The 26031-nt window shown below is 59.0% G+C and carries 21 protein-coding genes, 1 tRNA gene and 3 pseudogenes; 8 read left to right on the plus strand and 17 right to left on the minus strand.

Annotated elements, in window-relative coordinates; all coding sequences use genetic code 11:
• The first annotated feature begins 176 nt into the window (after positions 1-176).
• On the plus strand, positions 177-623 hold the full coding sequence (locus NKH37_RS27405; protein WP_023719321.1) for a YcgN family cysteine cluster protein: 447 nt from the start codon (positions 177-179) through the stop codon (positions 621-623).
• Positions 624-870: 247 nt separating this feature from the next.
• Entirely contained in the window at positions 871-1230 is a 360-nt protein-coding gene (locus NKH37_RS27410) for a hypothetical protein (RefSeq protein ID WP_353006007.1), read from the plus strand.
• A 135-nt stretch (positions 1231-1365) separates the two neighbouring features.
• Here NKH37_RS27410 and NKH37_RS27415 read toward each other — a convergent pair whose 3' ends face one another.
• Entirely contained in the window at positions 1366-2076 is a 711-nt protein-coding gene (locus NKH37_RS27415) for an SIMPL domain-containing protein (RefSeq protein ID WP_023719319.1), read from the minus strand.
• Between the two features lie 171 nt (positions 2077-2247).
• Between NKH37_RS27415 and NKH37_RS27420 the strand changes: the two genes are divergently transcribed.
• Positions 2248-2323, plus strand: a tRNA-Ile gene (locus NKH37_RS27420).
• A 21-nt stretch (positions 2324-2344) separates the two neighbouring features.
• On the opposite strand, the gene NKH37_RS27425 is transcribed toward NKH37_RS27420, so the two are convergent.
• From NKH37_RS27425 to NKH37_RS27445, 5 genes are all read right to left on the minus strand, one after another.
• On the minus strand, positions 2345-3562 hold the full coding sequence (locus NKH37_RS27425) for a tyrosine-type recombinase/integrase (protein WP_352715572.1): 1218 nt from the start codon (positions 3560-3562) through the stop codon (positions 2345-2347).
• Positions 3563-4231: 669 nt separating this feature from the next.
• Positions 4232-5545, minus strand: a complete 1314-nt coding sequence (locus NKH37_RS27430; protein WP_352811371.1) for an HlyD family type I secretion periplasmic adaptor subunit — start codon at positions 5543-5545, stop codon at positions 4232-4234.
• Positions 5520-7289 (minus strand): type I secretion system permease/ATPase, encoded by a 1770-nt coding sequence (locus NKH37_RS27435; RefSeq protein WP_352715648.1) that lies wholly within the window; start codon positions 7287-7289, stop codon positions 5520-5522. The genes NKH37_RS27430 and NKH37_RS27435 overlap by 26 nt, the downstream gene beginning before the upstream one ends.
• A 396-nt stretch (positions 7290-7685) precedes the next feature.
• Positions 7686-8477 (minus strand): calcium-binding protein, encoded by a 792-nt coding sequence (locus NKH37_RS27440; RefSeq protein ID WP_352483785.1) that lies wholly within the window; start codon positions 8475-8477, stop codon positions 7686-7688.
• A gap of 469 nt (positions 8478-8946) precedes the next feature.
• Positions 8947-9156 carry a hypothetical protein gene (locus NKH37_RS27445; RefSeq protein WP_352811373.1) on the minus strand — a complete coding sequence of 70 codons (210 nt, stop codon included), beginning with the start codon at positions 9154-9156 and terminating at the stop codon, positions 8947-8949.
• Between the two features lie 80 nt (positions 9157-9236).
• Between NKH37_RS27445 and NKH37_RS27450 the strand changes: the two are divergent.
• Positions 9237-9299, plus strand: a pseudogene (locus tag NKH37_RS27450) (hypothetical protein); the annotation flags it as partial.
• 77 nt (positions 9300-9376) lie between these two features.
• Here the strand turns inward: NKH37_RS27450 and NKH37_RS27455 are convergent.
• From NKH37_RS27455 to NKH37_RS27495, 9 genes and pseudogenes are all read right to left on the minus strand, one after another.
• A pseudogene (locus NKH37_RS27455) lies at positions 9377-9640 on the minus strand (IS21 family transposase); the annotation flags it as partial.
• Positions 9641-9652: 12 nt separating this feature from the next.
• Complete coding sequence (locus NKH37_RS27460; protein WP_352516375.1) at positions 9653-10615, minus strand: LysR family transcriptional regulator; 963 nt, start codon at positions 10613-10615, stop codon at positions 9653-9655.
• A 67-nt stretch (positions 10616-10682) separates the two neighbouring features.
• Positions 10683-11471, minus strand: coding sequence for an ABC transporter permease (locus tag NKH37_RS27465; RefSeq protein WP_353041841.1), 789 nt, complete (start codon positions 11469-11471; stop codon positions 10683-10685).
• A gap of 3 nt (positions 11472-11474) precedes the next feature.
• Complete coding sequence (gene nodI / locus NKH37_RS27470; protein WP_023719311.1) at positions 11475-12386, minus strand: nodulation factor ABC transporter ATP-binding protein NodI; 912 nt, start codon at positions 12384-12386, stop codon at positions 11475-11477.
• A gap of 7 nt (positions 12387-12393) precedes the next feature.
• Positions 12394-12675, minus strand: a pseudogene (locus NKH37_RS27475) (carbamoyltransferase N-terminal domain-containing protein); the annotation flags it as partial.
• Positions 12676-12710: 35 nt separating this feature from the next.
• The gene (gene nodS / locus NKH37_RS27480) at positions 12711-13307 is read right to left on the minus strand and encodes a nodulation methyltransferase NodS (RefSeq protein ID WP_352450799.1); all 597 of its coding nucleotides are present in this window, start codon (positions 13305-13307) and stop codon (positions 12711-12713) included.
• Positions 13308-13387: 80 nt separating this feature from the next.
• Positions 13388-14713: a chitooligosaccharide synthase NodC gene (gene nodC / locus NKH37_RS27485; RefSeq protein WP_352466667.1), complete on the minus strand. Its 1326-nt coding sequence runs from the start codon at positions 14711-14713 to the stop codon at positions 13388-13390.
• Positions 14714-14727: 14 nt separating this feature from the next.
• Positions 14728-15387 (minus strand): chitooligosaccharide deacetylase NodB, encoded by a 660-nt coding sequence (nodB, locus tag NKH37_RS27490; protein ID WP_353038351.1) that lies wholly within the window; start codon positions 15385-15387, stop codon positions 14728-14730.
• Positions 15384-15977, minus strand: a complete 594-nt coding sequence (locus NKH37_RS27495) for a NodA family N-acyltransferase (RefSeq protein ID WP_353041843.1) — start codon at positions 15975-15977, stop codon at positions 15384-15386. Before NKH37_RS27495 ends, nodB begins: the two co-directional genes overlap by 4 nt.
• 268 nt (positions 15978-16245) lie before the next feature.
• On the opposite strand from NKH37_RS27495, the gene NKH37_RS27500 reads away from it, so the two are divergent.
• The gene (locus NKH37_RS27500; RefSeq protein ID WP_352457033.1) at positions 16246-17175 is read left to right on the plus strand and encodes a LysR family transcriptional regulator; all 930 of its coding nucleotides are present in this window, start codon (positions 16246-16248) and stop codon (positions 17173-17175) included.
• Between the two features lie 581 nt (positions 17176-17756).
• On the opposite strand, the gene NKH37_RS27505 is transcribed toward NKH37_RS27500, so the two are convergent.
• The gene (locus tag NKH37_RS27505; protein WP_353041845.1) at positions 17757-18788 is read right to left on the minus strand and encodes a LacI family DNA-binding transcriptional regulator; all 1032 of its coding nucleotides are present in this window, start codon (positions 18786-18788) and stop codon (positions 17757-17759) included.
• Positions 18789-19090: 302 nt separating this feature from the next.
• The gene (locus NKH37_RS27510; RefSeq protein ID WP_353041846.1) at positions 19091-20419 is read right to left on the minus strand and encodes a dicarboxylate/amino acid:cation symporter; all 1329 of its coding nucleotides are present in this window, start codon (positions 20417-20419) and stop codon (positions 19091-19093) included.
• 999 nt (positions 20420-21418) lie between these two features.
• Here NKH37_RS27510 and nifA point away from each other — a divergent pair.
• The 3 genes from nifA to NKH37_RS27525 all read left to right on the plus strand — a co-directional run bounded on the left by nifA (position 21419) and on the right by NKH37_RS27525 (position 25695).
• Complete coding sequence (gene nifA / locus NKH37_RS27515) at positions 21419-23191, plus strand: nif-specific transcriptional activator NifA (RefSeq protein WP_353038409.1); 1773 nt, start codon at positions 21419-21421, stop codon at positions 23189-23191.
• Positions 23192-23425: 234 nt separating this feature from the next.
• Positions 23426-24565, plus strand: coding sequence for a histidinol-phosphate transaminase (gene hisC, locus NKH37_RS27520; protein WP_353041848.1), 1140 nt, complete (start codon positions 23426-23428; stop codon positions 24563-24565).
• A gap of 89 nt (positions 24566-24654) precedes the next feature.
• Positions 24655-25695: an LLM class flavin-dependent oxidoreductase gene (locus NKH37_RS27525; RefSeq protein ID WP_353041850.1), complete on the plus strand. Its 1041-nt coding sequence runs from the start codon at positions 24655-24657 to the stop codon at positions 25693-25695.
• Positions 25696-26031 lie beyond the last annotated feature (336 nt).

Below are 26031 nucleotides of genomic sequence, written 5' to 3' on the forward strand. Positions count from 1 at the left end.
CATGTTTGGTTCCTGTTTGTAGGTCTTAGCGGTGGCACAGGGCGATTGACCGGCGTTTTGAAGGCGACTTCATGTCATTCGTATGGTCTTGGCGTATGGTCCCGGCGTATGGTTCGGACGAGGGTGCATGGGTTGCTGCGCTTGACCTTGACGCCTCCGAGGTCCACATGCCGACGATGGAAAAGCCGTTCTGGAAAACCAAGACGCTGGAGGCGATGACCCCGGCCGAGTGGGAATCGCTCTGCGACGGCTGTGGCAAATGCTGCCTGTCCAAACTCGAAGACGAGGACACCGGAGATATCTACTGGACCAGCGTCGGCTGCCGGCTGTTCGACGCTGGAAGCTGCCGCTGCTCCGATTATACCAACCGGCTGGCGCGTGTTCCGGATTGCGTCGGGCTGACGCCGCAGAATGTGCGCACCATCAGCTGGCTGCCCAAGACCTGCGCTTACCGGTTGGTTGCCGAGGGCCGCGATCTCTATTGGTGGCACAGGCTGGTGTCGGGAAGCGACGAGACTGTGCACGAGGCCGGCATCTCGATGCGCGGCCGGGTCAGCGCCAGCGAGACGGAGCTTGCCGAGCCGGAGGATTATTTCGACCATATGCTTGCAGACGAGCCTTAGGATTTACTCCGGAATCGAGGACCCAGAACCGACAGCAAAACGGACGTTCCCTATCCGCCCATGCCGGTCCACCCTATGTAGGACCGCCGTCCATAGCACCGGTTCCGGAAGCGAGAGACTATCCCGGTTCTGCCGCATGAACCGGAGATGAACGGCCGGTTCGCAAAAAATTCAGACAGGCGGGTGCATTCTCCTCCCATCGGTTCGACGAAAACGGGTGGAAACCCTCAAACAAGGAGAGAAGACAATGTTCAACACTATCAAGACGGCGGCTCTTTCGGCTCTTGTCGGCCTTGGCACGCTTGCTGCCATCCCAGCCCATGCAGACAGTATCTATCTCGGCTTCGGCAACAACCAAGATCCGCGCGTCGGCGTCTATACCGGCGACGAAGATGATGGTTACTATCGCGAACACCGCCGTGAGCGCAACTGGCGCCGCTCCTGTTCGCCGGAGCGTGCACTCGACAAGGCCGAACGTATGGGCCTGCGCCGCGCCCGCATCGTCGACATCAACCGCCGCACGGTCAAGATCGCTGGCCGCCAGTACGGCGACCGCGTGGTGATCGTATTCGCCAACGAGCGCGGTTGTCCGATTATCTATCGCTAAGCCGGTCGAAGCTTTGCGGCCGGCGTCTTTCAGCCGGTAAAGTAGCGGAGCCTCTTTCCGCCAGGACGGAAAGGTGCGGCTCGAAAACCCCGGAGGATCGGTCCTCCGGGGTTTTTCATGCGCTGCGATCGACGATCACTTCAGTTCGAAAGTCACCGTCACCTGCGCGGTATAGGAATTCTCGCCGGCCTGCACGGGGACCGATGCGCCGGCCGCATCGAAAGCCTTGGCGTTGATTGGCATCGGCGGCGGTGCGAAATTCTGGTCGGTGATTTCCAGGACCCGGCCGATGCCGACGCCGGCCGCTTCGGCCAGCGTCTTGGCCTTGGCCATGGCATTGGCGACGGCCTTCTTGCGCGCTTCAGTGACGGCTGCCGCCGGATCGTCGTTGGAGAAGGAGATGCCGCCGCCCTGGTTGACGCCGAGCGACACCGCCTTGTCGAGAATGTCGCCGGTCTTGTCGATGTCGCGGATGCGCACCGAAAGCGTGTTGGTCACCTGATAGGCGACAAGTTCGGCCTCCTGGCTGCCGTCGGGCTTGTTGGTGTAGTTATAGCGCGGGTTGATCTGGATGCCCGCGGTCTGCAGGTCGCGCTCCTTGATGCCGGACGATTTCATTGCCGCGATCACCGCGGCCATGGCGTCGTTATTGGCATCGAGCGCGGCACGCGCCGTCTTGGCCTCGCGCATGACGCTGAGCGTCAGCAGAGCCAGATCGGGTGCTATCGCCGCCTCGCCTTCGCCGGTGACGACGATGCGCGGCGGCGGCGGCGAATCGGCGGCGCCGGCGATCGCCGGAAATGCGATTGCGGCGGCAATCGCCAGTGGCAAAATACGTCTGGTCATGAAATCTCCTCGATCTGCGATCCCAAGACTGCCGAGTGTCGAGCGGCTCCAATGGGGGACGTGCAATAGGTTATCAATATGGGCTGATTTGGGCGGTCTCGGCCAGCCCCCTCGGAAAGCCGCTCTGAAAGCCTTGTGCGGTTCAGGGAAAAACACTAATCCAACGCCGTGGGGCCTGTAGCTCAATGGTTAGAGCCGGCGGCTCATAACCGCTTGGTTGGGGGTTCGAGTCCCTCCGGGCCCACCATTGGCTTTTGTGGCCGTTGATTTAATTGGATTTTTTGGCCATTTTTGTCCCACCTCTTTCAACCCCCTCAGAAAGTGGGACAATTTTGTTCTCTTTTCGATCGATAACCAGCAGGTATTTCGCCGCTCTCGCTACCTTCCGGCGACGCGCTTTCTTGATGTAGTGGTCGGGCTGCTGGTACGTAGTCCACCCATATATCGCCTTCAGCTGCTCGTGCGTCGCGCCGTTCTCAGCGGCGATCGTCGCGCCGGCCTTGCGAATTCCATGAGCACTGCAGTGCGGCAGCTCAGCTTGATCACACCACTGGCGCATCTTGTTGCCCAGACCGTTCTCCGAGAACGGGCGACCATACTCATTGACCAGGAAGGTCATCTGGTCGGAGGGCGTGTGCTCAAGTTCCGCCTCTAGTTCGGGCAGAAGCGGGAGCTCCACCAACACCGCATCCTTGTTACGACTGGTCTTCCCAGGCTTAATTCTGATCCACTTCTCCCACTGCTCGGTCTCCTCGTTGTAGACGAGCGTGATGTGCTGTCGACCGAAGATCGCGACGTCGGACAACCGCAGGCCAGTAAACATGAAGATCGAGAGCGCACGTCTGGCTGCGGTACCCAGCGGATGCCGCTTCTCATATTGAACGATCTCCGACACGTCCCATGGGTGCCAGCCGTCGCCGCTCTTTAGCCGTCTGATGCCGCGGGCGGGATTGGAGTCGACGCCCGGAATCTCTGTGTCCTTTGCCCACTCAAACATCGCGCTGATGGCTTTTACGATATTGTTTGCCGCGCCAAGGGCGTCGAGCCTGGTGTCCCTGATCTCCTTAACATGAGACCGTTTCATACCGGCGAATGGCAGAGATCCCTTGGTGGGATACTGAGGATCCGGGTCACCTTCGAGGGGATGAGGTAATTCGCATACGCGCTCCAGAATTGCTCGTCGGCGCGCCATAGTGTCTTGGGTGATTTCCGTGCCGCCCCGACGGTAATACTCCTGGCAAAGCCACAGCAACGTGCCTTTCTTCGCTGGCTCGGAAGGCTTGGGGAGGCGCCGGCAAATCTCGGGAAGAGTGCCGGGCCGAACATAAGTGACCTCGGCGCGCGCGCACCGCAGTTCCTCGAGGAACTCGTCGCTGCCGGTCGGTTCACGGAGCCGGACCTTCTTCCGACCCGGTGCGCGAAAATAGTACCGATCATTGCCGTGGCGATCAGTGTCCTTCACTACGCCCTTAAGATCGACCTTCACGGGCTCATCCGTCATGTTCGTGGTTTTCGATCCCAAGGATTGTCTAGTGGCGGCGAATCTTCGTCAAGCTTTGGTGCTCCTCCGATTTGGCGGTGAGGGAGCTTTCGAAACGCCAATACAAGTTCCTCGACGTCCCAAACAATGCGCCCCTTGCTCGGCATTCGTGGCTGCGGCATCCGGCCGTCCTGGACCATTTCATCAAAGGTCGTTGAGCTTACGCCGATGAACGTCGCAGCCTGCTCGCGATTGATTCCTACCGGCGGGAGCGAGGGCGGCAAGACGCTCGGGGTGCGCAGCATCGGTTTAGTGCGTTGAAAGCGCGTCTTTGGCGCCTGCCTGTCTTTCTATGCACCTGTCCGAATATTGCAGACGCTCAATCATGTCCTGGCCCTGTGCTTGCAGGCTCACCTAGGTCTCCAGACCTAGGATCGCTCAAGACACCGGACTCTTTTCCAGCCTTTGTGTACGATGATGGGTATCTTAATGCGCTCGAGGCCAAGAACTGAATGGGCAGCGACTTGCAAGGGCAAAATGACCGCGGAACCACGTATCTGAGTCAGAGGCGCAATCCAACTGAGGAACGCATGGTTGTGTTTTCAGACGGTTATGACTCTCATGCATGCGTAACAACCAACAAGAATACCAACAAAATATTTCTGTGGATCACTTTCATTCCTCATGGAATGCGCGACTGATTTGGTCCGACAGCGGCTTCACAAAATAAGAAAGCGCCGTACGCTCGCCCGTCTGGATCATCGCTTCGGCCGGCATGCCGGGCACGAGCGTCAGGTCCTTGAGCTTCGTCAGTTCCGCATGCGGAACCGACAGACGCACCAGGTAATACGAAACGCCGTTTTTTTCGTCCGTCGCCAGATCGGCTGCGATCCGGCTGACATATCCGTTCAATACCGGCGTGGTCCTCAGATTGAAGGCTGACATCCGCAGCACGGCCTTGTGACCAAGCTGGATTTGGTCGATGTCCTTCGGGGTGATTCGTGCTTCAAGCGCAAGATCGTCGCCTTCCGGCACGATTAGCATAATCGGATCGGCGGGCGTGATCACTCCTCCGACAGTATGAACTGCGAGTTGTTGAATGGCGCCTGACTGCGGCGCGACAATATCGATCCGTCGCAGTTCCTGTTCAGCCGCCACCTTGCGCTCAACATACTCCCCAACCTGCGCCTGAACCTCTCTGAGCTCTTGGCCGACTTCCGTCTTGAAATCCGGATCGATCTGCAGGATCTGCAGGCGCGTTTCGGCTATGCGGGCTGCCCTCTGTGCCTGTTGTGCAATCTTCTCACCGCGTTCGCCGCCGAAAGTGGCAACCTGCGTCTTCAGACTGTTCAAGCGTTGGTCCGAGACAATGCCTTGGACGCGCAGCCCACTCAGGGCAGCAATTTCCTTTTGGAGGATCTCGGTGCTTTTCTCACAAGCGATTTCCTGCGCCTTGAGCCCCTCGATCTCGTGCTCATATTGAGTGATGCGTTCCGCTAGCTGCGCCTGCCTTCCGTCGCGGGATTGTCTGCGGAATTCGAACAGCCGCGTCTCGCCATGTACTGCCGAAGCTACGTCCGGAACATCTCTGCGGGCGAGCAGCCAGTCCGGGAAGGCGATCTCCGCCAGATCGTCACGCTCAGCTTCGAGTCGTGCCAGGTTGGCGGCCAGCTCATCGAGCCGCTTGGTGACTACAGCGAGAGTGGCGCGCGTCTGGGTGGCGTCGAGCCGCATGAGGATGTCGCCGGCTTTTACTTTATCACCTTCGCTCACCAGGATTTCTCCCACCACCCCGCCGGTCGGGTGCTGCACCTTCTTCACATAGGAATCGACGACAAAGTGTCCGGACGCGACAACCGCGCCGGACAGATTCGTGAAGGCCGCCCAGGCTCCGGCTCCTCCCACAAAGATCACGCTCGCCAGCAGGCCCGCCACCAGATGCCGGCGAATGGACCTGGAAACGTCATTGTTCTGATGAATGCCGGACACCGGGATCCTCCATGTCAGCGCGCTCGTTATCCTGTGTAGACTCGATGGCCTTGACCCCAGCGCCTGATGCCATCGCTGCCCCCTTAAGGACTTTGGAAAGCGCTTCATCACGCGCACCGAATGCTCGCTGCCGTCCACCTTCCATCACCAACACCAAATCCACGGCGCGGATGGCGCTCGGCCGATGGGCAACGACAACCGCAATGCCCTTGCGCTCGCGCACGGAGGCGATCGCCTTAACGACCGCAGCCTCGCCTTCCGCATCGAGATTGGCATTGGGTTCATCGAGCACAACAAGGAAAGGGTCTCGATAAAGGGCACGGGCAAGACCGACACGCTGGCGCTGCCCGGCGGAAAGTGCCGATCCGGCCTCACCAATCGGGGTTTCGTAGCCGTGCTCAAATCGGAGGATCAGTTCGTGCGTGCCCGCTGCCTTCGCCGCGGCGACAATAGCCTCAGGGTCAGGATCGTCTTCAAAACGAGCGATGTTTTCGGCAATGGTGCCGTCGAATAGTTCAACACCTTGCGGCAGATAGCCGATATGACGGCCTAGCGCTTCCCGGTCCCATTGATCGAGGCTTGCGCTGTCGATGCGAACCTTTCCGGCGACCGGCGTCCATGCGCCGACGATGGCGCGCGAGAGTGTCGACTTGCCCGAACCCGATGCACCGATGATCCCGAGTGCGCTTCCCGCCTGAACGGCAAACGCAAGGCCGGTCACGGTCGGCTTCCTTTCGCCGGGCGGAACGATTGTCACGCCTTCGAGGCGGAGTTCGCGTTCAGGTGCAGGCATTGGCATAACAGGAGCGGTTTCAGGAACCTTTCCCAGGAGGTCCTCCAGCCGCGCCCAACCCTGGCGCGCCATGAGGAAGGGTTTCCAGCTTGAAATGGCCAGATCGACCGGAGCCAGCGCACGCCCCATCATGATCGAACTTGCAATCATGACCCCGGCCGTAGCCTCCTGACTGATCACAAGGTACGCGCCGACGGCAAGAATGGCCGATTGCAGCAGCACGCGCAGCGACTTTGAAATGGCACCCAGCCCACCTGCCACGTCCCCGGCTTTCCGGCTGGCGGCCAGATACTTGGCATTGGCCGTGTGCCATCGGGCAGCGATCCGCCTTCCGAGACCGAGAGCTTGCACGACCTCGGCATTGCAACGCGCTGCTTGCAGTAGACCATTTCGTGCCATGTTGTGGGCAATGGTATCGCGTATCGGTTGTTGCGAGAGAGTGTTGGCAAGAAGTGTCAGAGATGTGAGACCGATCGCCCCGATAAGGGCCGTCATGCCGATCCAGAAATGAAAGAGGAAGCAAATGGCAAGATAAAGCAGCATCCATGGCAGATCGAAGAACGCTGTCGGACCGTTTCCACCTAAGAATCCGCGAATATTGTCGAGATCGCGAAGCGGCTGCAAGCCGTCGCCCGGCATGCGCGTTAAAAGCGGAAGGCGAACGATCGCATCGTGAACGCGTCCGGAAAACTGTTCATCGAAACGCTCGCCAATCCGCAGCAGCACGCGGGCGCGCAAAACGTCGAGCAGGCATTGGAACGCATAAAGCCCTGCAGCAAGCACGACGAGCCCCACTAGCGTCGATACGCTGCCACTTGCCAGAACGCGGTCGTAGACCTGAAGCATGAACAGCGGCGAGATCAGCGCAAGCACGTTGACCACGCCGCTGATCAACAGAATTCCCCAAATAGCGGAACTCAGAGGGAAAGGTCTCAAAGCTGAATCCTTCAAGGAATGGTTACTCACGTAGGTCTCCGTGAGGATCTGGCGACCCAGCTCCCTATATTGCTCCCCGAGCGGCAACCGACTGCATCCGCGCGCTGATTCAGGATCAGTGCTCCCGCCGAATGTGTTTGGTTTGGCATCTAATGGAGCGGGTCAACAACAACACCGTCCGGCTGAAGGTTTGGAAGGGCAACGTCATCGTGGCCGGCCGCAAGGGCCCGAACAGGCTTCCGCCTCCACGCCTTCAGGGAGATTTCGGTGTACGACCAGCGCGACGTGCAGGGCTTCGTCAAGCTGTACACGCTGCGACTGCTCCCGGGCGCCCCGGCCCATCGCAAGTAGCGGAAACGGAAAGCGCCCGCCCCCGGGGGGCGGGGCGCTGTTCCGTATGGGTTTTCTGGATCAAACGAAGGTGAAGTCCGACGCGGTCAGGCCTAGGTCGGCCACGGTGACCACACCGCCCAGGTGGACGAATTCATGCGCGTTGTTGTCGGCGGTGACATAGGCCAGAGTTGCGACTCTGTCGGTGTAGCTGCTTTGGTAGACAATGATGTCGCCGGCGTGCTCGCCGGAGATCGCACTCGCGGCTTCAGAAGCAGAGTTGAAAGATTCGCCAGTGATTACCACGACGTGTTCGCCGTTCGCACCTGAGGCCGCACCACTGTAGAAGCTGCTCACCGGGTAGCCGGACTGTATGCTGGCGTTGTTGACGAAGTTCGCGCCAAAACCGTCATTGTAGAGGCCCACCGCATCGAAGGCGAACTTGTCCTCCGCCGGGTTGAAATCGGTGATAGTGGTAATGTCCGACTTCGACCCGACAACCCCAGGCACCGGATTGTGGAACTGGAACACGAACGTGTCACTGTCGGTGCCCCCGGTCAACGTGTCCTGGCCGTCACCCACGTAGAGGACATCCTGGCCGGGACCGCCGCTGAGCCTGTCATTGTCCTCACCGGAGACGCGCGGGTTGAAGCGGCCGTTGTCGCCGGAGAGATCGTCCCAGCCATCTCCGCCGAAGATGCGGTCGTTACCCTTGCCGCCGATGAGTCGGTCACTGTCCGGGCCACCCGAGATCTCGTCGTTGCCGCCACGACCGTCAATCCAGTCACCGCCCTGGAAACCCTCCATCCAATCGTCAAGCTCGGTGCCGATGAGTGTTTCGGCACCCGGGCCACCCTCGATAATCTTTGCCATCGAAAATACTCCTAATGATGCACCCTGCCTGACGCGTTCATATTGCTCATCGGATAATTAGAGAAATCGATTGCTTGGATAGGCACACATTTACGAAATGGATGCACTCACGTTCACTTCCTTCTGCTGAGCAGTTGCGGGCTCGCTGGCGGCGGGGACGCTGGTCGCCCAAGCAATCGATCTGAAGATTCGACACTCAAACCACCAGGACAACACTTCGTAACGGGGCCGACCTGGTTCGGCCCCAAACTTCTCTCTGTTTGCTCGACGCCGGCATACCCGCACCGTAAGCGCTGGACGAGGACAAGTTCCGCTGGCCGCGGGTGGAGAACGGCGTGATCCGGCTTGCCGCGCGGAACTGATGGCGCTCGTCGAAGGCATGGACTGGCGCGTTTGAGCCGAACGGAGACGGCGTCCGACGTCGGCCGGATAGGCCGTGGCGAAGTGACTCAGGCGCAAAAGGCGGGCCTCAGGCCGTGCAAAATAAGCTCCTGTCGGCGTCATGACGAGAAGCGCTTCGGCCCGTCCCCACGAAATCGATCCGCTCAAGGCGATGTTCGTCGCCATGGCGGCGGAGAAGGCCGAACTGCAACAACTCCGGAGCGAAACACTCAAGGCCGAGATCGTCCGGATGGCGACACTCAACGAGCGTGCCCAGGAGAAGATCGCCGACCTTCATGGGATCATCAAGCAGCTGGAGCGCGCCGCTTCGGTCGCAGCTCCGAGAAGCTCGAACGTGCCCAGCAGGCCTTCGCCTTCGAAATCCAGACCGGGCTCGGCGCGATTGAGTCCGAGCTCGAGGCCGCAAGACCGACAGGCGAGCCGCGACGTGCTGCGCGACCGCGCAAGGCGTTCCCGGCGCATCTGGAGCGGGTCGAGATCGTCATCCAGCCCGAGCCATGGGGGAAGAAGCGCTCCCGCAGCCAATTGTCCGGTCCGTCAAACGCGGTCGGCCGCACAGGCTTGCGAAACGGAACAGTCCCGCCCTCGCTTAGATACCGAGGCACCGTGTTGCGCGCGCACCCGAATTCCTTCGCCCGTCGGTTCATTCCCCAGCCAAGCTCATGCAGCCGCAGCATCGTTGCCACCTCTTCAGGCTGAAGGATCTGCTCTCCCTGCATCGTTCTCGACAATGCAGGAATCGCCGAAATCTCAACCGTCATCCATGCCTCCTCTCATAACCGAGGGGTCGTCGGCCGACAACTGAGACGTCCGGTGCTCTTAGGCGGGGTAATCATACGAGATGCCTCCTGCAACATCATTTCCCGCATCCATAGGCTTGCCGGATCATTATTGTGAAGCGCAGGCCATTGGACGGCCTCCGTGAATGCGGCAGGAAGTGGCGGCGGAAGTTCGACAATCCGCAGGGGTGTTAATTTTGCGAAATGCTGCGCCAGCCGTAAGGGCATTGTCCCGATGCGGTTGGTGCCTGATAGAAGGGGCGGGATCATGCTAAAGCCCTGTACGACGACCTCGATACGTCTCTCGAAACCGTTCTCGAGCAAATACCATTCCTCGATGGAGGGCTGCCGGGTGTCCCCGAATTTAAGCACAACCTGCCCCATCGACAAGTATCGGTCGAATGTAAGTGGCTCTGACAGCTGCTTGTTCGTGCCGCAGCCTACGCACACGAGCATATCTTCGAACAGGGCTGCGCGAGGATGTTTCGACATGAACACTTCCGGCATAATCAGAAAATCAACGTCGCCGCGCCGGAGAAGCTCCTCGGGGTCGTCGGAAATAAGCAGACATTCGAAGCGGACGGCGGGAGCTTCCCGCGCAGCACGCTTTACGATCTTCTTAAAAAATACGAGCGTGAGGTAATCGGAAAGGATGATGCGGAAGCGACGATCCGATCGGGCCGGGTTAAAGGCGTCCCAGGAAATAATCGACAGCTGGATGTGCAGCAATGCCTCCCGGACTGCTGTGGCGAGCCCCTCCGCGCGCGGTGTCAAAATGAGTTCGCGGCCGTTCATCGTAAATAGCTCATCGCTGAAATAGGCGCGTAACCGACCGACGGCGGCGCTCATGGCCGGCTGACTCAGGTTAATACTGCGGGCCGCGGCGGTGACTTTACGCTCCCTGATCAAAGCGTCCAGCACAACGAGGAGATTTAGATCGAGTCCCTTAAAACGCATGTATTGACCTATCCGACGCGTGGATGGGTATCGCCCAAAGAATCAATTTTACGAATGGTGAGTAGCGTCAACGCATCAGCCGACGACGAAATAGAGCCACCGATAGGAAGAACGGTAAAACCGTGTATATGCAAAGCGCGCCGATATGCAGGCCCATGCTGCCGGCCGGACGGCCAAGCATCGCCGGACGAATGAGGTCAATTGCATGTGCGAGCGGCAACAAGGAGGCGACGTCCTGAAAAGCGCCGGGCAATTGGTTGACCGGAAACATCGCGCCGCAAAGGAACAGCATGGGTGTTATAACAAGCGTATTATAAAATATGAAATATTCATAACTGGGCGCAAGCGCCGTGACGACCATCGCTAGACTCGCGAAGGCGAGGCCACTGAGAGCGATGACTGGCAGCAAGCAGAGGATGGATGGCCACGATGTGTAGCCGAGCGTGGTGGCAACAATAGTGATTGCTGTGCCCGCCATCAGGGCCTTGGTGGCTGCCCACGCCAATTCGCCGAGTAAGATATCGCCGAGCGTCAGCTGAGTGCATAGCATTCCTTCCCAGGTGCGCTGGTTGTCCATGCGGCCGAAACTCCCGTAAACCGTTTCAGCAGTCGCCGATGCCATCGCGCTTGTGGCAACCATGCCAGCCGCGAGAAACGCAATGTACGAAGTGCCCTCAACAGGACCTATCATTGTTCCGACGCCAAAGCCGAGACCGAACAGATAGATCATCGGATCGGCGAGGTTGCCGAGAACCGATGCAAGCCCGATTTTCTTCCATCCAAGATAGTTGCGGCGCCAAACCGCGACCCAATTCCATGCATTGGCGGGCATGGCCGCCGCATAACGTTCGCCCATTGTTCAGTCCTCCATCTCGCGCCCGGTTAGCCGCAAGAACACATCCTCGAGATTGGGGGGACGCTGCAGAAGGCGCAGACCCGCGCGCCCGCGTAGCTGCACCAGCACCTGCTCCGGATCGGGTGCATAGCAAAAAAGCGTCTCACCGCTCACCTCGATGCGCTGTGCGTACGGCCGGATCAGCGCACCCAGTTCATGCGGATTGCCGCCGTAGACCTCGACCACGTCACAGCCGATCTGCTCGTCAATGAGTGCGGACGGGCGGCCTTCGGCGATCTTGCGCCCCTCCTCCATAACGCACAGCCGATCGCACAGCCGCTCGGCCTCTTCCATGAAATGGGTAGTCAAAAGAATAGTCTTGCCCCGCGCCAGCAGCGATCGCAGCCGTTCCCAGATCAGGTGGCGGGCCTGCGGATCGAGGCCGGTGGTCGGCTCGTCCATCACCAGCAAGTGCGGGTCATTGATCAGCGCACGCGCGAGCGTCAGGCGCCGCTTCATGCCGCCGGACAGTTCGGCGACGCGCGCATCCGCTTTGTTCTCGAGGCGGGCGAACTCAAGCAGCGACGGTATGACCGCTTCGATCTGGCGTCTGCTCATCCGGAAGTAGCGCCCGAACACCAACAGGTTCTCGCGTACAGTGAACGCGGTATCAAGATTGTCGAACTGCGGGACCACGCCGATGCGCATACGTGCCAAACGCGCGCGCGCCGGCACTGGAGCGCCGAGCACAGTAATCTTCCCCGCATCAGGCGATGTCATGCCGAGGACCATACGCGCAATCGTGCTTTTGCCCGCACCGTTCGGTCCCAAGAGCCCGAAGCATTCCCCCGCCGCAACGCGGAACGACAGTCTGTCGACAACGAGCTTGTCATAAGTTTTGCTTACGTCAGTAAGATCGATCGCTACCATGGACATGGGTTCATTTTACCGAGGGGGACGCCAAGACTGGCGTTTGTTTGGTTGCCTGCCGGACCTGAAACTGTGACTCGTCTTCGCCATCCCAGGCGTCGATAACGAACTGATCGACATCACAAGGATTTAGCCCCTGTTCCGCCAAAGCGGCGACAATTGCGTCGAGATTATCGATGGTTTGATAACGCGGATTGTTGTGCCGCTTTTCCTGCTCAACGCAGAAGACGAGCCGTCCATCCTCGACAAGGGCGATCGCCCCATCATGGGTCAGCTTGGTACCACAGATGCGCATACTGTCTCCACGTTAACGGCGATAGATTCGATTCATCAGGAAGCGGAAAGCGGGTTCCGGAAACGGACGAGCAAGCAGTCTTCGTTGACCGACTCGCCCCGACACTCAAGACGCTCTACCTCGATCAACGTTTCGTTCAGCATGGCGATGACCGGCTCAGCACCAGCGGCGTGACCCCAGCGACGGCAATTAGCATCCCTTGCCGATCCGAAGATCAGATGCCCGCCTGGCGCAAGCACCCGCACCAGGTTTTTGACGGCCGCGCGCATCTCGGCTATGTCTTCGAGGTAGTATAGGACCTCCGCCACAACGATCAGGTCAAACAACTCGTCGGTCGAAAACTGTTGAACATCGGAGACTATCCAGTTGATGCGCGACGGCTCCTTTATCCGTTGACGTGCTCGAGCAATCGCTTGCGCCACGACATCGATGACGGTGAGCCCTTGGCAGTAGGGAGCTAGTTTTTCCGTGAATGCGCCGGCAGCGCACCCGACTTCGAGGGCATTTGTAATGGAGCCTTGGGCAAGCGCCAGCTGGAGCATTTGCGTGTGGCGCTCCCGCTCGAACGGATTGCCGTCGAGGCGCCACGGATCGTCTGCGGCCAATTCCCGATCGAGCAACTGATGATTCATGTTCTGGGTCAAACTCGTCCACCTCTCGTCCACCTAGGTAATTAGCGATCACTCGTCGCCGCAGATGTTGCTCGACAGCGCTAATCCCGAAGAATCCGCGCAAGATTGAGCCTGCGAAGCGGAGCCGCATGCGGTGAGAATTCTGCCCTGCTTGATCCAGTGATCGGAGTTTGGGTGGGGGCCTGTTTTCCCCCAGTGTTCGATGTAGCGACAGCAGAGCTTCGCGACAGCCAATCGCTATTGCTCAATGTACACAGCGCGTAGGCCTTCAAGGGAAGTAAGAGAAAGATGTTGATGAACGTGTGCAGGGAAAAGCCCAGAAATCGAAACTGTCGAGCACGAAATGCTACCACGCTGCATCGGAGCATGGTCATGGACACAATCATCAGTCCTGTCCACCAAGGCACAGTGCCTGTCAGTGCGAAATGTGCGAGGCCCGTTAGTACCGATAGGGCGAGGAGTAGCGGCCCGAGATTCTGTCCGACCACGTCCAACGTGAGATAGCTATTGAGGCCGGGCAGCAAGCGCAGCCCAAGCAGCGTGTCCCGGAATGTGCTTCGTGCCCAACGGAGTTGTTGGCGCAGATACGGTCCGAGTCTGTTCGGAACGACTGTGGCCGCGATGGCGCCCGGAACGTACTCGGTTCGAAAGCCTGCTTTCAGCATGAGGATAGTGAGATGGCGATCCTCCCCGAAGTCGCTTGGCTTGCCCCGAAAAAATTGCGACTCGTACTGGTCCAGTAACAAAAGGAGCGCAGACCGGCGGTACATGGCACATGGGCCGCAACAGCACATAACGGCACCGAAGCGAGCCTGTGCCGCGCGCTCCTCGTTGCAAGCCAGCCAGTACTCCATGTCTATCAGCCTTGTCAGCCAGCTCTCGCTCCGGTTACTGGCAATCAACTGACCCATGACTGCGCCGACCGCTGGATCTCGCATCTTCGGTACAAGCTTGGTGATGACGTCGGACGCGAGTATCGTGTCTGAATCAACGTTAAGCACCAAATCCCCGGATGAGCGGCGTATCGCGGCGATCTGCGCCTTGCGCTTTCCAACATTCTCGGGAAGCAAAATGATGTCGAACCTAGGGTCGCGCGCGTAGGTTTCGTGGACAGTTCCTACGGCTTCGCGATTTCCAGAACCGTCATCAACCACATAGACCCGAAGTCTTCCGGCGTATTCTTGGTCTGCAATGGAAGCCAGGCACTCTGAAAGTGTGCGCGGATCCTCGTTGAAGCAGGGGACGATGACATCCACGCTGGGCAGTTGATCGGAGCCGACGAGATCCTCCAACGCCGATGAGTCGTTTGTCGGCAGAGCATAAATCCCCTGCATGCTCTTATAAGCAGTCGAGAGCAGTGCATAAAGCGAAATGGCCACAGTGCTGGTTGTACCAAGAAGAGTCATGGGATCTCGTTTGTTCAGTGATGTTGAGGAAATGAGCGGATTACAAATCCGCGCTCATGAAGTGCTGGAATCAGACGGGACAGCGCCGTGACCGTCTGGTCGCGCAGACCGGCGTGAGCGCCCTGGCTCAACTCGCCGGGAGGGCATCCGTCGTGCAAGAGTACGATTGCGCCCGGCCGGACAGAGGCGAGCACGGTATCGATAATCGCGTCGACCCCAGGGCGAGACCAATCTCGAGGGTCGACGGACCAATGGAGGGCCGTCAGCCCGGCGATCTGTGACGCTGTGAAGACTTCTTCGCTCCAGGCGCCGTAGGGCGCGCGAATATAGCGCACCGAGGCCTGAGGGCACGCCCTCATGATGGCGCCGTTCGCTTCAAAGATCTCACGTTGCACTTCGCCGAAGCCGCATTTGTACAGATCCGGATGAGTCATCGTGTGGTTGCCTAGCTCGTGCCCTTCTGCAAACATTCGTTGGATTAGATCCGGGTGCTCTAAGGCGTAGGCGCCGATGACGAAGAAAGTCGCCGGCACCCGCTGCTCTGCCAACACATCCAGAATCTCCGGTGTGAAAAGTGGATTGGGACCGTCGTCAAACGTCAGATAAACGCTGCGACGGCCGGTGCCGTCAGAGCACTCACGGCGCACTTCGTACAAGCAATCGGGACGGCTCATAGCTCTGGTCCGTTCCGATCGATCATCGTGCCCGTGGGCCATTCGCTGATCGGCCGTCCAACTGGCAGAACAATGGTGAGTGCGTCATCGATGCGTGTGGGCGGCAGGTCGAGGCGCGCCTCTGGTCGGGTGGAGCGCACGCGAATTCCCGACAAAACGGCCAAAGGGCTGTATCGCCGCCCGAACCTCTCAACATGATTCCGCAGCGCGTCCCGGACGGTTCCGAAAGCGAATGGAACGCCAAGCTCCTGCAGTATTGGAAGCATGACATGGATTGAATGGGCGATTCCGAGACCCTCAAGATCCGGACGTACCCCGTACAGGCCCAGCTCAGCCACCAACAGATCGACCGCGTCAACCTTGATGAAACGGCGCAGTATGCCCATGTGAGCCGCTACACCGCTCGAATCATAGGCGATTGCGCGGAGTTCAGGCCTGGCTCCGGCCCAGCTTCGACTACCTTCGAACGGTTCTGCGTTGGACGCCCCAGTCGGCCCGTAGGTATTACGAAAGAACTGGGCGAGCTCGACGTGGTCCGAGAGTTGCAACTCGTTTTCCCAGCACAATTTCCACTGCACCTGAGGGCGCATTCAGGACCTCTCTTCAAAATAGTTTCTTGCGGGCCGCATTACCCGGCCAAAGCGGCGGCGTTGTTGGCTGCACTCAACCGTTGTCGTTGGCGAAGGTGAGCCAGCCGGTGGGGCTCGCCAATTAGCTCTCTCGATGTTCCCGCCCGTGTCGCGGCGCCGTCGATTTGAGCTTGACGTCGGTCATTTACGTTCCTCTAATGCATGGTTCGTAAATTCGTAAAATTGATTGTTTAGATGATGCCCATCCACACGCTGGATAGATCAGGATATGCGGTTTAAGGGGCTGGATCTGAATCTCCTCGTTGTGCTGGACGCTCTGATCAGGGAGCGTAAAGTCACTGCCGCGGCCAACAGTATTAACCTGAGCCAGCCGGCCATGAGCGCCGCCGTCGCTCGGTTACGCGCCTACTTCAGCAATGAGCTATTTACGATGAACGGCCGCGAGCTCATTTTGACACCGCGCGCGGAGGGGCTTGCCCCAGCAGTCCGGGACGCATTGCTGCACATCCAGCTATCGATTATTTCCTCCGACGCCTTTAACCCAGCCCAATCGGATCGTCTCTTCCGAATCATGCTTTCCGATTACCTCACGCTCGTGCTTTTTAAGAGGATCGTAGAGCGTACTGCGCGGGAAGCTCCCGCCGTCCGCTTCGAATGTCTGCCTATTTGCGACGACCCCGAGGAGCTTCTCCGGCGCGGCGACGTTGATTTTCTGATTATGCCGGAAGTGTTCATGTCGAAACATCCTCGCGCAGCCCTGTTCGAAGATATGCTCGTATGCGTAGGCTGCGGCACGAACAAGCAGCTGTCAGAGCCACTTACATTCGAGCGATACTTGTCGATGGGGCATGTCGTGCTCAAATTCAGGCACACCCGGCAGCCCACCATGGAGGAGTGGTATTTGCTCGAGCACGGTTTCGAGAGACGTATCGAGGTCGTCGTACAGGGCTTTAGCCTGATCGCGCCCGTCCTATCAGGCACCAACCGCATCGGGACCATGCCCTTACGGCTGGCGCAGCATTTCGCAAAAACAACACCCCTGCGGATTGTCGGACTTCCGCCGCCACTTCCTCATCCCGCATTCACGGAGGCCGTCCAATGGCCCGCGCTTCACAATACTGATCCGGCAAGCCTGTGGATGCGGGAAATGATGTTGCAGGAGGCATCTCGCCTGGCGCCTTTGCTTGAAAGCTATTGAGCGTCTCGGGCTTCCTGGAGGCGGTCGCGATCGCGTAGGAGCGGTTGCCATTCGGGCGTCAGGCCTTTGGCTCGGCAGAGCGGCGCAGTTCCTTGCTGAGTACGAGGGCCAGGAACGAGCAGAACACATGCCCGGGTTGGTGCTGAGTTGACTGCCGCCTCCGATTTCGCGTGCGAAGTCCCAGAAGATGTCTAGCCCCACTCAAATGCCAACTTTGCCGGCCTTGCCGGGGCTTTTCACGCGCGGCCAGGCGAGGAGATGCCGGTCGACGAGGTCAATCCCAATGGACTGTGCCGGCCTCGCTCGGCTACTGGCGTGAGGCATCCTTGACGACACCGCCCTGCACCGACAACGTCGAGATGTTGGCAATGAAGCCGGTCGCGATTGACGCTGCGGATGTAGGCAATTTACCTCGCGCTTCCGCCTGAACGCGTGGCCGATCCGTTCACCCAATTGGCGCTTCATCCTGGGCCGCGGCTGAGGCCTGTGGGGTGCGGCTACCCCGCGTGGATGGGATCATCAATCAACTTTCTCTCATTTATGAAAGGAAACTTCCCCGCTTACGATAGAAGCCATCAGTTTCATATATTTTCCGGCAGATGAATGTCGAACGGCAGAAATGTCTGTCCTGGTGTTTCAGCAGTGCCGGTCTCGATAGCCCGCGTCATCAGCGTTATCAGCTCCTGGGAAAGCCGGCGCATTGGCGTGGCGACCGCCATCGTGATGATGTTATCAGCGAGTGCCGCCCGAGATTCCGGCGTGATTTCATTCACGATCGCGACGAGATCGCGACTTTTACCCTCTTCCCGGACCGCGGAGATGGCGCCCTCCATGCCGCCCCCGGCGACATAGAAGCCGACGAGCTCGGGTTCCCGCTGCATGAGATCAAGCGTTGCCTCGTAGGTGACCTGCCGTTTCTCCAGGTTCACAAGCGGATCGAGCACCTCGAACGTCGGCGCGTTCTCACGGCAATAGGAGCGAAAGCCGACGTCACGGAGCTCGTGCCCCTGGAAACGATGGCTACCGACAAACACCGCCACCTTGCCGGGCCGTTTTGCGACCTTGGACACCATCCAAGCGGCCGTGCGCCCCACCTTGCGGTTGTTGAGGCCGATATAGCCCTGTCGCACGCCGGCGGCGAAGTCGGAAAGCAGCGAGAAAACCGGAATGCCTTTGGCCTTGAGGTCCTCAACCGCTGTCGTAATTTTTGGGTGGTCCGGTGCCACCATCGCGATCGCATGGCAGCGTGCGCCCAAATCCTTGAGCGGTGCGATTAGGTCGCTCGGCAAATGTGACGGGGCGAATTGGATGAGCGGAATGCCGTGGAAGGACTGGGCCAAATTGACCGACGCTTCGACCTCGCGCGCAAAGTCTTGGTAGAAATGCTGGGCCGGTTTTCTCAAGATGAAGCCCAGACGGTAGCACGGTAGGTCTCGCCGCAAGCGCTGCTTGATGAGCCCGGCAGCATGATAGCCGATCGCGTGGGCGGCGTCGTGGACCCGCCGCGCGGTCTCCTCGCGCACCGGATGGCGGGCGTTCAGAACCCGATCGACCGTTGCTACGCTGACTCGGGATTCGCGGGCGAGATCGGCAATTGTGGGGCGCTTGGTCATGGGTCCTATTCTGATTGGTTTTTGACGCAGGCTGGCTCTCTGTCACCTAGCGCGATTCGACAATGGTTTCGGGTGGGCAAAGTGAAGACGCCCGCATACTGAATGATCGACAGCGTATTGGACTACTCCAGACGTAGACCGGCCGGGTATAACGGAAGGTTCATTCGCTTAGGGCGGCGATGATTTGCACTCACACATTTAGCGCTTCTGATACATGGTTCGTGAGGCGCCGTTTAGAGCCTGCGAGTCGATCGTTCAGGTCATGTGACCAGCTTGCCGAAACCGGTCGCGGTGCGTCGACCTTACTCGGCGGAGGATAGCCGGTTTGATGCCTCGGCAAGCTGATTACCGCAGAAGGCGGCTTTCATCTGCGCTTGGTCCAATTCTCCTTCCCAGCGGGCGACGACGAGGGATGCCACTGCGTTACCAACGCAATTAGTCAACGCCCGGCATTCGGACATGAAGCGGTCGATGCCGAGTATCAGTGCCATCCCAGCAACGGGAACACTCGGAACTACGGCGAGCGTAGCAGCCAGGGTGATGAAGCCCGCACCTGTGACACCTGCAGCGCCCTTGGAGGAAAGCATCGCAACGAGCAGCAGCAGCACCTGATCGCCGATTGACAGGTCCGTGTTCGTCGCCTGCGCGATGAAGAGGGCCGCCAGGGTCATGTAGATATTCGTGCCGTCCAGATTGAACGAATATCCGGCCGGGATGACGAGACCCACAACCGAACGCCTGGCGCCCGCCTTCTCCATCTTCTGCATGAGCGAGGGGAGCGCGGCCTCCGAGGAGGACGTTGCGAGCACAAGCAGCAGCTCTTCCTTGATGTAGCGAATGAGAGAAAAGATCGAAAAGCCGTTGTAGCGGCAGACCGCGCCGAGAATCCCGAACACGAAAAGAAAGGCGGTGAAATAGAACGTCGCGACCAGCATCGCGAGGTTCACGACCGAACCGATGCCATATTTGCCGATCGTGAAGGCCATTGCGCCGAAAGCGCCGATCGGCGCGGCCTTCATCAGAATGCCAACGAGCTTGAAGACAGGCGCGATGAGCGCCTGAAGGAAGGAGACGACAGGCTTGCCCGTCTCTCCGGCCGTTGCCAGCGCCATGCCGAACAGAACCGAGAAGAACAGGACCTGCAGGATGTCGCCTTCCGCGAAGGCACCGACAATCGTTGGCGGGATGATGTTCATCAGGAAGCCGGTGACCGACTGCTCGTGGGCCTTTGCGGCATAGGTATTCACGGCCTGGACATCGAGCGAGGCCGGATCGATGTTGAGGCCGGCGCCAGGCTGGACGAGATTGGCGACGATGAGGCCGACGATCAGCGCGAGCGTCGAGAAGGTGAGGAAATAGACCATTGCCTTGCCGGCGACCCGGCCGACCTTGTGAAGATCGTTCATGCCGGCAATGCCGGTCGCAATTGTCAGGAAGACGACAGGCGCGATGATCATCTTGACCAGCTTGATGAAGGCATCACCCAGCGGCTTCAGGCTCTCGCCGGTCCCCGGATAGAAATAGCCAATTGCGACGCCGAGGGCGATGGCGGCAAGCACCTGCGCGTAAAGCTTGGCATAGAAGGGTTTGCGGGGCGCGGGACTCGCGCCGCGGACTTGTGCAGCTGACACTGTTCTCTCTCCCTGACCGGATCGAGGTGGCGTGACTTCTCCCGGGCTTCTCCCTATCGCGGCGCTCCGGTCGAACGCTGCACCAACGCCGCCGCAATACCCATGCCAAATGGATCCGCATGACCTGAACTGACGTTGGGCTCGCCAATGATCGGATGCGGTGGCACAAGACGGGAATGACAAGGCCGCCGTCCAGCACGCGCTTGATGTTCTCCGGCAGATTGCCGGTCGATCTCTCTGGCTTGCGGTTTTGCTGCACATCGTGGTGGGCTCCTCGGTTTGCCGACTTTGGGAAGGGCCGCATCGCTGGCACCAGAGCGGAGAATTGCCGTGTTCTTTGCCGCGCTCCCGCTGCAGCGACAGCTTGAAAGCGACGTCGAGACGTAGGGATTGACGCCGCTGGTGCTGACCGCGACGATGCGGTTCAGAAGTTCCGAGCACCGCCGAGAAAGCCGCGCTCGACCGCCAGCTTCGCGCCTTCACACGCGACGCCGCCGCCTTATCTGCGTCATCAATATCGAGGAAATGGCGGTTGCCGCGACCGACCAGTGTCGTCGGCAGTGATTATTGCTCCCGCCCCTGGTTCGCAGGCGCTGGTGAATGGCACGGCCCGGCAATTTATACTCGGCGCGGTCAGCCGCTCGGGCACCGCATCGCCGGCGCCGTATTTCTGTCGTTCAACATCCCGACAAAAATTAGAACTGATGAATTCTATCATAGGCAGCGAGGTTTCGTTTCACGAATGAAAGAAAGCTCGATTGACTATCCCGCCTCGCTCCAGTCTTTTGAAAATCAACGTGTGGTTGCCCCCGTGCAAGCCGAGAACGTGGCCAAGCTTCGTGGAGGGAGAGCCAAGCGATGCGTCAGGGGTCGACCCGCTTTGCACTCGACCACACGGCGGTGGCACGAGTTCACGTCAGAGCATTTTCGGGCTTGCCCGCGACGTCGCGGGCGCACATGCCGCCGGCATGCATTTCATGGCGCGAGATCGAGGATCACATGCACCACAACATTCCCAAATCAGAACAAAATGCCAGCGAGTGCCGCATTTCGCTTCCGGATGCGAAAAGGGCTTACCCAAAGTCCGAGACGAACACCGCGGTCCCTTTTGTGCCATCGCACGAGCACGCGCTTACCGGCATCTTCGAAATATCGAAAGTACTCACCGACCCCGCCCGGCTCGAAGTCACGTTGGCCAAGGTCGTCGATCTCCTGCCCTCGTTTGTGCAGATGCGGCACGGCATCATCGCTCTCTTCGACGCTGAGGGCATACTGGACATCACCGTAGTCACCGGCTGCGACGAGAACAGCGATGAGCGCTCCCGGATGCGTCTGCCGCGCAAGGCAATCGATCGGATTGTGACGACGGACACGCCGCTCGTCGCCGAGAACATAGCGGTGCATTCGGCCTTCACTGCCGCTGACATAGAGGTGCTTGGGGCCTCCGACCCCGTGTCGTTCATCGGCGTTCCTATTCGTGTTGATGGGAACGCCGTAGGCACGCTGACTATCGACCGCGCCTTGGACAGCAGGTCAACGTATCGGCTCGATTATGATGTCCGGCTGCTCACCATGATCGCCAACATGGTGGCACAGACAGTCAAGTTGCACCGCTTCTCCGCGGGCGACCGCGAACGACCGACAGAGGTGGAAGATCGGCTGCAAACGCAATTCTCTGATGTCAAGCACCCTGCACCGCAGCGCAAGAAGGTTCACGTCAAGGGAATGATTGGCGACAGTCCGGCGCTAAGCGCGCTGCTCGAGAAGATCGCAGTGGTAGCCAAGGCAAAGACCACGGTTCTGTTGCGAGGCGAATCCGGTACCGGGAAGGAGCTGGTCGCCAAGGCAATTCACGAGTTGTCGCCGCGCGCCAAGCGGCCCTTCATCAAACTCAATTGTGCAGCGCTGCCAGAGACAGTCCTGGAATCCGAATTGTTCGGTCATGAGAAGGGTGCCTTCACAAGCGCGTTCAATTCCCGCAAGGGTCGCTTTGAGCTCGCCGACAAGGGGACGTTGTTTCTGGATGAGATCGGCGAGATCTCGGCCTCCTTCCAGGCAAAGCTACTGCGCGTGCTGCAGGAGCAGGAGTTTGAGCGCGTCGGCAGCAACCAGACCATCAAGGTCGACGTTCGCGTGATTGCCGCCACGAACAGGAACCTTGAAGAGGCGGTTGCAAGGAATGAGTTCCGCGCCGACCTATATTATCGCATCAACGTGGTTCCCTTGCTGGTGCCGGCATTACGCCAAAGGCGCAGCGATATTCCGCTCCTCGCAGCTGAGTTTCTCAAGAATTTCAACGATGAGAACGGCCGTACGCTGACCTTCGATGCGCGTGCGATTGAAGTACTGATGAAATGTGAATTTCCCGGCAACATTCGCGAGCTTGAAAATTGCGTGCACCGGACAGCGATCCTGGCGGAGGGACTATCAATCGGGAGAAACGACTTTGCGTGCTCCCACGACCAATGCTTTGCCGAGGCGCTGCGGAAGAGCAGATCGGGCAAGGCCGCGCTGCAACCAGCGCCAATCCTCCCAGAGGCAGTGAATCCGGCCACGCCGCCGGATGCGGCCGCTCGTTCGGCCGCCACCACAGTCCCGCCTGCCGGAGCAACCCACTCATTGGGCGCGAGGACCACCGACGCCGAGCGCGTCATTGCTGCCATGGAAAGATGTGGCTGGGTGCAGGCAAAGGCGGCGCGCCTGCTTGGACTGACCCCGCGCCAGATTGGCTACGTGCTGAGAAAATACGGCATCGAGGTCAAGCGTCTGTGAAAGCATGACTCAGGCGGATTAGCTGAGACCGCTTAGCGGCTTGGCCCGCGCAGGGATGCAGATCCGCGTCCGCGTCAAGTCGATCCGACCGAGGACAGCCTGGCCGAATTCCCGTGGCAGCCGGCGTTGCGACCATCTTGTGAAAGGCGACGCTGCCATCGTCAATCCGTCCGCCATGTTGCTCTCGTTGCGAGCTCATACGGATGCCCTGTGCGACTGAAACGGAGATAAAATATGTCCGATCCAAAACTGCAAGCTGTGCTTTCGTCTCTTCCGCAAGGGACGCGACAGTTAGATGCTCTGCCGTCCAACGGACCAGCGCCGGACAGAAGTTTTGTCAAGCTGAATACGAATGAGAACCCGTTTCCGTTGCCGCCAATCATAATGCAAAGTGCAGTGGCGGCCCTCCAGCGCCAGTATCTGTATCCGGACGACGATAACATCAGCTTGAGGGAAGCAGCGTCCAATACCTATGGCGTATCCACGGATCAGGTCATCGCAGGCAACGGGTCGTCTGAACTGCTCGGACTCATCTACAGAGCTTTCCTCGCCCCTGGCGACAAGGTGGCGATGATATCGCCAGGGTTTTCGTTCAACCGCAAACTTGCCATGTTGCATGGTGCTGAGTTTCTCGAGATCGGATGTCAAACTCATTCGCTGCCAATGGAGCAATTGCTTTCCGGTCCGGCAAAAGACGCCAAGTTCATTCTGGTGGCCAATCCAAACAATCCGACCGGAACATTCCTCTCGATAAGCAATATCGAACGCCTCGTGGCACAATCGGATCGCCTGGTCGTCCTTGATGAGGCCTACGTCGACTTTGCACCCGATCACGGGCTGCGCCTCATCAACCGTTATTCGAACCTTCTGATCTTGAGAACATTTTCGAAGAGCTATGCCGCCGCCGGCATTCGCGTCGGTTTCGGTTTTGGTCACCCTGAGATTATTGGCAGGCTGCGCAACATCCAGAACGTCTTCAACATGAACGTGATCGGGCATGCGGTTGGTATCAGCGTGCTTGCGCATCGCGGCGCCTACGCAGAGAACCACAAGCACATCAGACATGAACGACAGCGAGTGACAGCCGCACTGTCGCAACTTGGATTTTCCGTAACGCCCTCCCACGCTAATTTCTTGCTAGCCCGTGTGCCAGCGGGACAGGACGGCTCATGGTGGCAAGCAGCCTTGGAAAGACAAAAGATACTCGTTGCCTACTTTCCGGACAATGGTTTGGAACATTGCATCCGCGTCAGCATCGGCACAAAAGAGCAATTGGATGCATTTCTTGCTGCCGCTCGCGATATAGTTGGAAGCTTAAACATACCAAGCACCACGGGCAGGGGAGCGTCAGACTCTGCTTGTTCGGTACGCTGACGCTAATCCGAGATCACACACTGCTATCTTTCGACTTGCTTGGTCATCCCAGCAAGAGAACAGCCTGCTTTAAAATCGGGGACAATCGAGTGACAAACGTCTTTCCTTCAAACCTAGCCTTCGGCATCTTCGATCATCTGGACGAGGACGGCCGCGATATCGCCCGGCAGTACGAAGATCGCCTGATATTAGCAGAGGCGTGCGATCAGCTAGGGTTCTATGCCTATCATCTCGCAGAGCACCACTGTACCCCCCATGGGAGAGGTCCATCGCCGAATCTGTTCTTATCGAGCGTCGCCCAGCGCACCCGGCGCCTGCGTCTCGGACCCTTGGTGATGCTGCTTGCGCTTTATCATCCGCTGCGTGCGTTCGAAGAGATCTGTATGCTGGACCAGTTGAGCGGTGGCAGGCTCGAACTGGGCATAGGGCGCGGTGCTCTCCCGATCGAATTGGGTTACTTCGGGATTGGTGCGGACGCGGTGCCGGGCCGCTATGCGGAAGCCAGCGAAATTCTTGTTGAAATACTTGTTAATGCCATGAAGGTTGGCACGCTGTGCTATCAAGGCCGCCATTTTGAGCTCAATGACGTTCCTTTGACGCTAAGACCTCATCAGCGTCCACATCCGCCGACATGGGTCGCCGCGAATCGACCCGAGACCGCAGCCTGGGCCGCTGCGAATGGAGCAAACATCGCGTGTGTAGGGCCTTCCTCTTCTGTTCGCAAAACTACAGATGCCTTCCGCGCCTATCGAGAGGACAACACTGACACCGGCGATCGAGCGCCATTTATTGGATTGCTCCGCATGGTCGTGGTTGGGCGTTGTGACACACATGCCTATTCGCTCGCGGCACCTGCTTACGAACGATGGCTCAAGAGCTTCCAATTCCTTTACGAGCTTAACGCTATCCCCACTCCACCAAACCTGCCGCTGACCTTCGATGCGGCAGTCGAGAGTGAATTGTGCGTGGTAGGATCAGCAGCGTCTGTGCGAGAAGCTCTGCTTGGTCAGTTGGAAGAGGCAGGTGCCAACTACCTTCTTTGTCAACTGGCATTTGGGAATCTGCCGCTAGACGCTTCCCTATACACTGCGACGACCATTCAATCCGAAATCATGGCTCGAGTTGGCTGACCAGGCAATTTTCGGAAGGTAAAAATAGCAGCGCTCCCTGGCATCCACGTGCTCGAGCGTGCACGTGGTGGAGACGGCAAGATCGGGACGGAGGCCAAACTGACGCACGAGCGGCAGCACAGATTGCCGTGTTTGTGCGTTGGCTGGCGTCTAGGCTCCGTGAGAGCCTGCACGATCCTAAGGAGATGATGGCCGAGCGCGTCACGGTGCCGGCACGCGTCTGCTCGTCGCGCTCGCGCTAGTCGTTGCACATAGCCCGCCGCAGAGGTTCTTCTCGCCCGGGGCGGCGCCGGTGCGGCGCCCAGATCCAGCTTCATCAGCGGCTCGGCGGTAGCA

The organism is Mesorhizobium sp. M1217, assembly GCF_040318275.1.
Lineage (GTDB): Bacteria > Pseudomonadota > Alphaproteobacteria > Rhizobiales > Rhizobiaceae > Mesorhizobium.

Bases quoted from the DNA above. Each gene is read 5' to 3' on its own strand.
- NKH37_RS27405 (WP_023719321.1), top strand. From the start codon at position 177: ATGGAAAAGCCGTTCTGGAAAACCAAGACGCTGGAGGCGATGACCCCG.
- NKH37_RS27410 (WP_353006007.1), top strand. From the start codon at position 871: ATGTTCAACACTATCAAGACGGCGGCTCTTTCGGCTCTTGTCGGCCTT.
- NKH37_RS27415 (WP_023719319.1), bottom strand. From the start codon at position 2,076: ATGACCAGACGTATTTTGCCACTGGCGATTGCCGCCGCAATCGCATTT.
- NKH37_RS27440 (WP_352483785.1), bottom strand. From the start codon at position 8,477: ATGGCAAAGATTATCGAGGGTGGCCCGGGTGCCGAAACACTCATCGGC.
- NKH37_RS27445 (WP_352811373.1), bottom strand. From the start codon at position 9,156: ATGAAGGTCGGCGATCTTCTCCTGGGCACGCTCGTTGAGTGTCGCCAT.
- NKH37_RS27460 (WP_352516375.1), bottom strand. From the start codon at position 10,615: ATGCGTTTTAAGGGACTCGATCTAAATCTCCTCGTTGTGCTGGACGCT.
- NKH37_RS27465 (WP_353041841.1), bottom strand. From the start codon at position 11,471: ATGGGCGAACGTTATGCGGCGGCCATGCCCGCCAATGCATGGAATTGG.
- nodI (WP_023719311.1), bottom strand. From the start codon at position 12,386: ATGTCCATGGTAGCGATCGATCTTACTGACGTAAGCAAAACTTATGAC.
- nodS (WP_352450799.1), bottom strand. From the start codon at position 13,307: ATGAATCATCAGTTGCTCGATCGGGAATTGGCCGCAGACGATCCGTGG.
- nodC (WP_352466667.1), bottom strand. From the start codon at position 14,713: ATGACTCTTCTTGGTACAACCAGCACTGTGGCCATTTCGCTTTATGCA.
- nodB (WP_353038351.1), bottom strand. From the start codon at position 15,387: ATGAGCCGTCCCGATTGCTTGTACGAAGTGCGCCGTGAGTGCTCTGAC.
- NKH37_RS27495 (WP_353041843.1), bottom strand. From the start codon at position 15,977: ATGCGCCCTCAGGTGCAGTGGAAATTGTGCTGGGAAAACGAGTTGCAA.
- NKH37_RS27500 (WP_352457033.1), top strand. From the start codon at position 16,246: ATGCGGTTTAAGGGGCTGGATCTGAATCTCCTCGTTGTGCTGGACGCT.
- NKH37_RS27505 (WP_353041845.1), bottom strand. From the start codon at position 18,788: ATGACCAAGCGCCCCACAATTGCCGATCTCGCCCGCGAATCCCGAGTC.
- nifA (WP_353038409.1), top strand. From the start codon at position 21,419: ATGCACCACAACATTCCCAAATCAGAACAAAATGCCAGCGAGTGCCGC.
- hisC (WP_353041848.1), top strand. From the start codon at position 23,426: ATGTCCGATCCAAAACTGCAAGCTGTGCTTTCGTCTCTTCCGCAAGGG.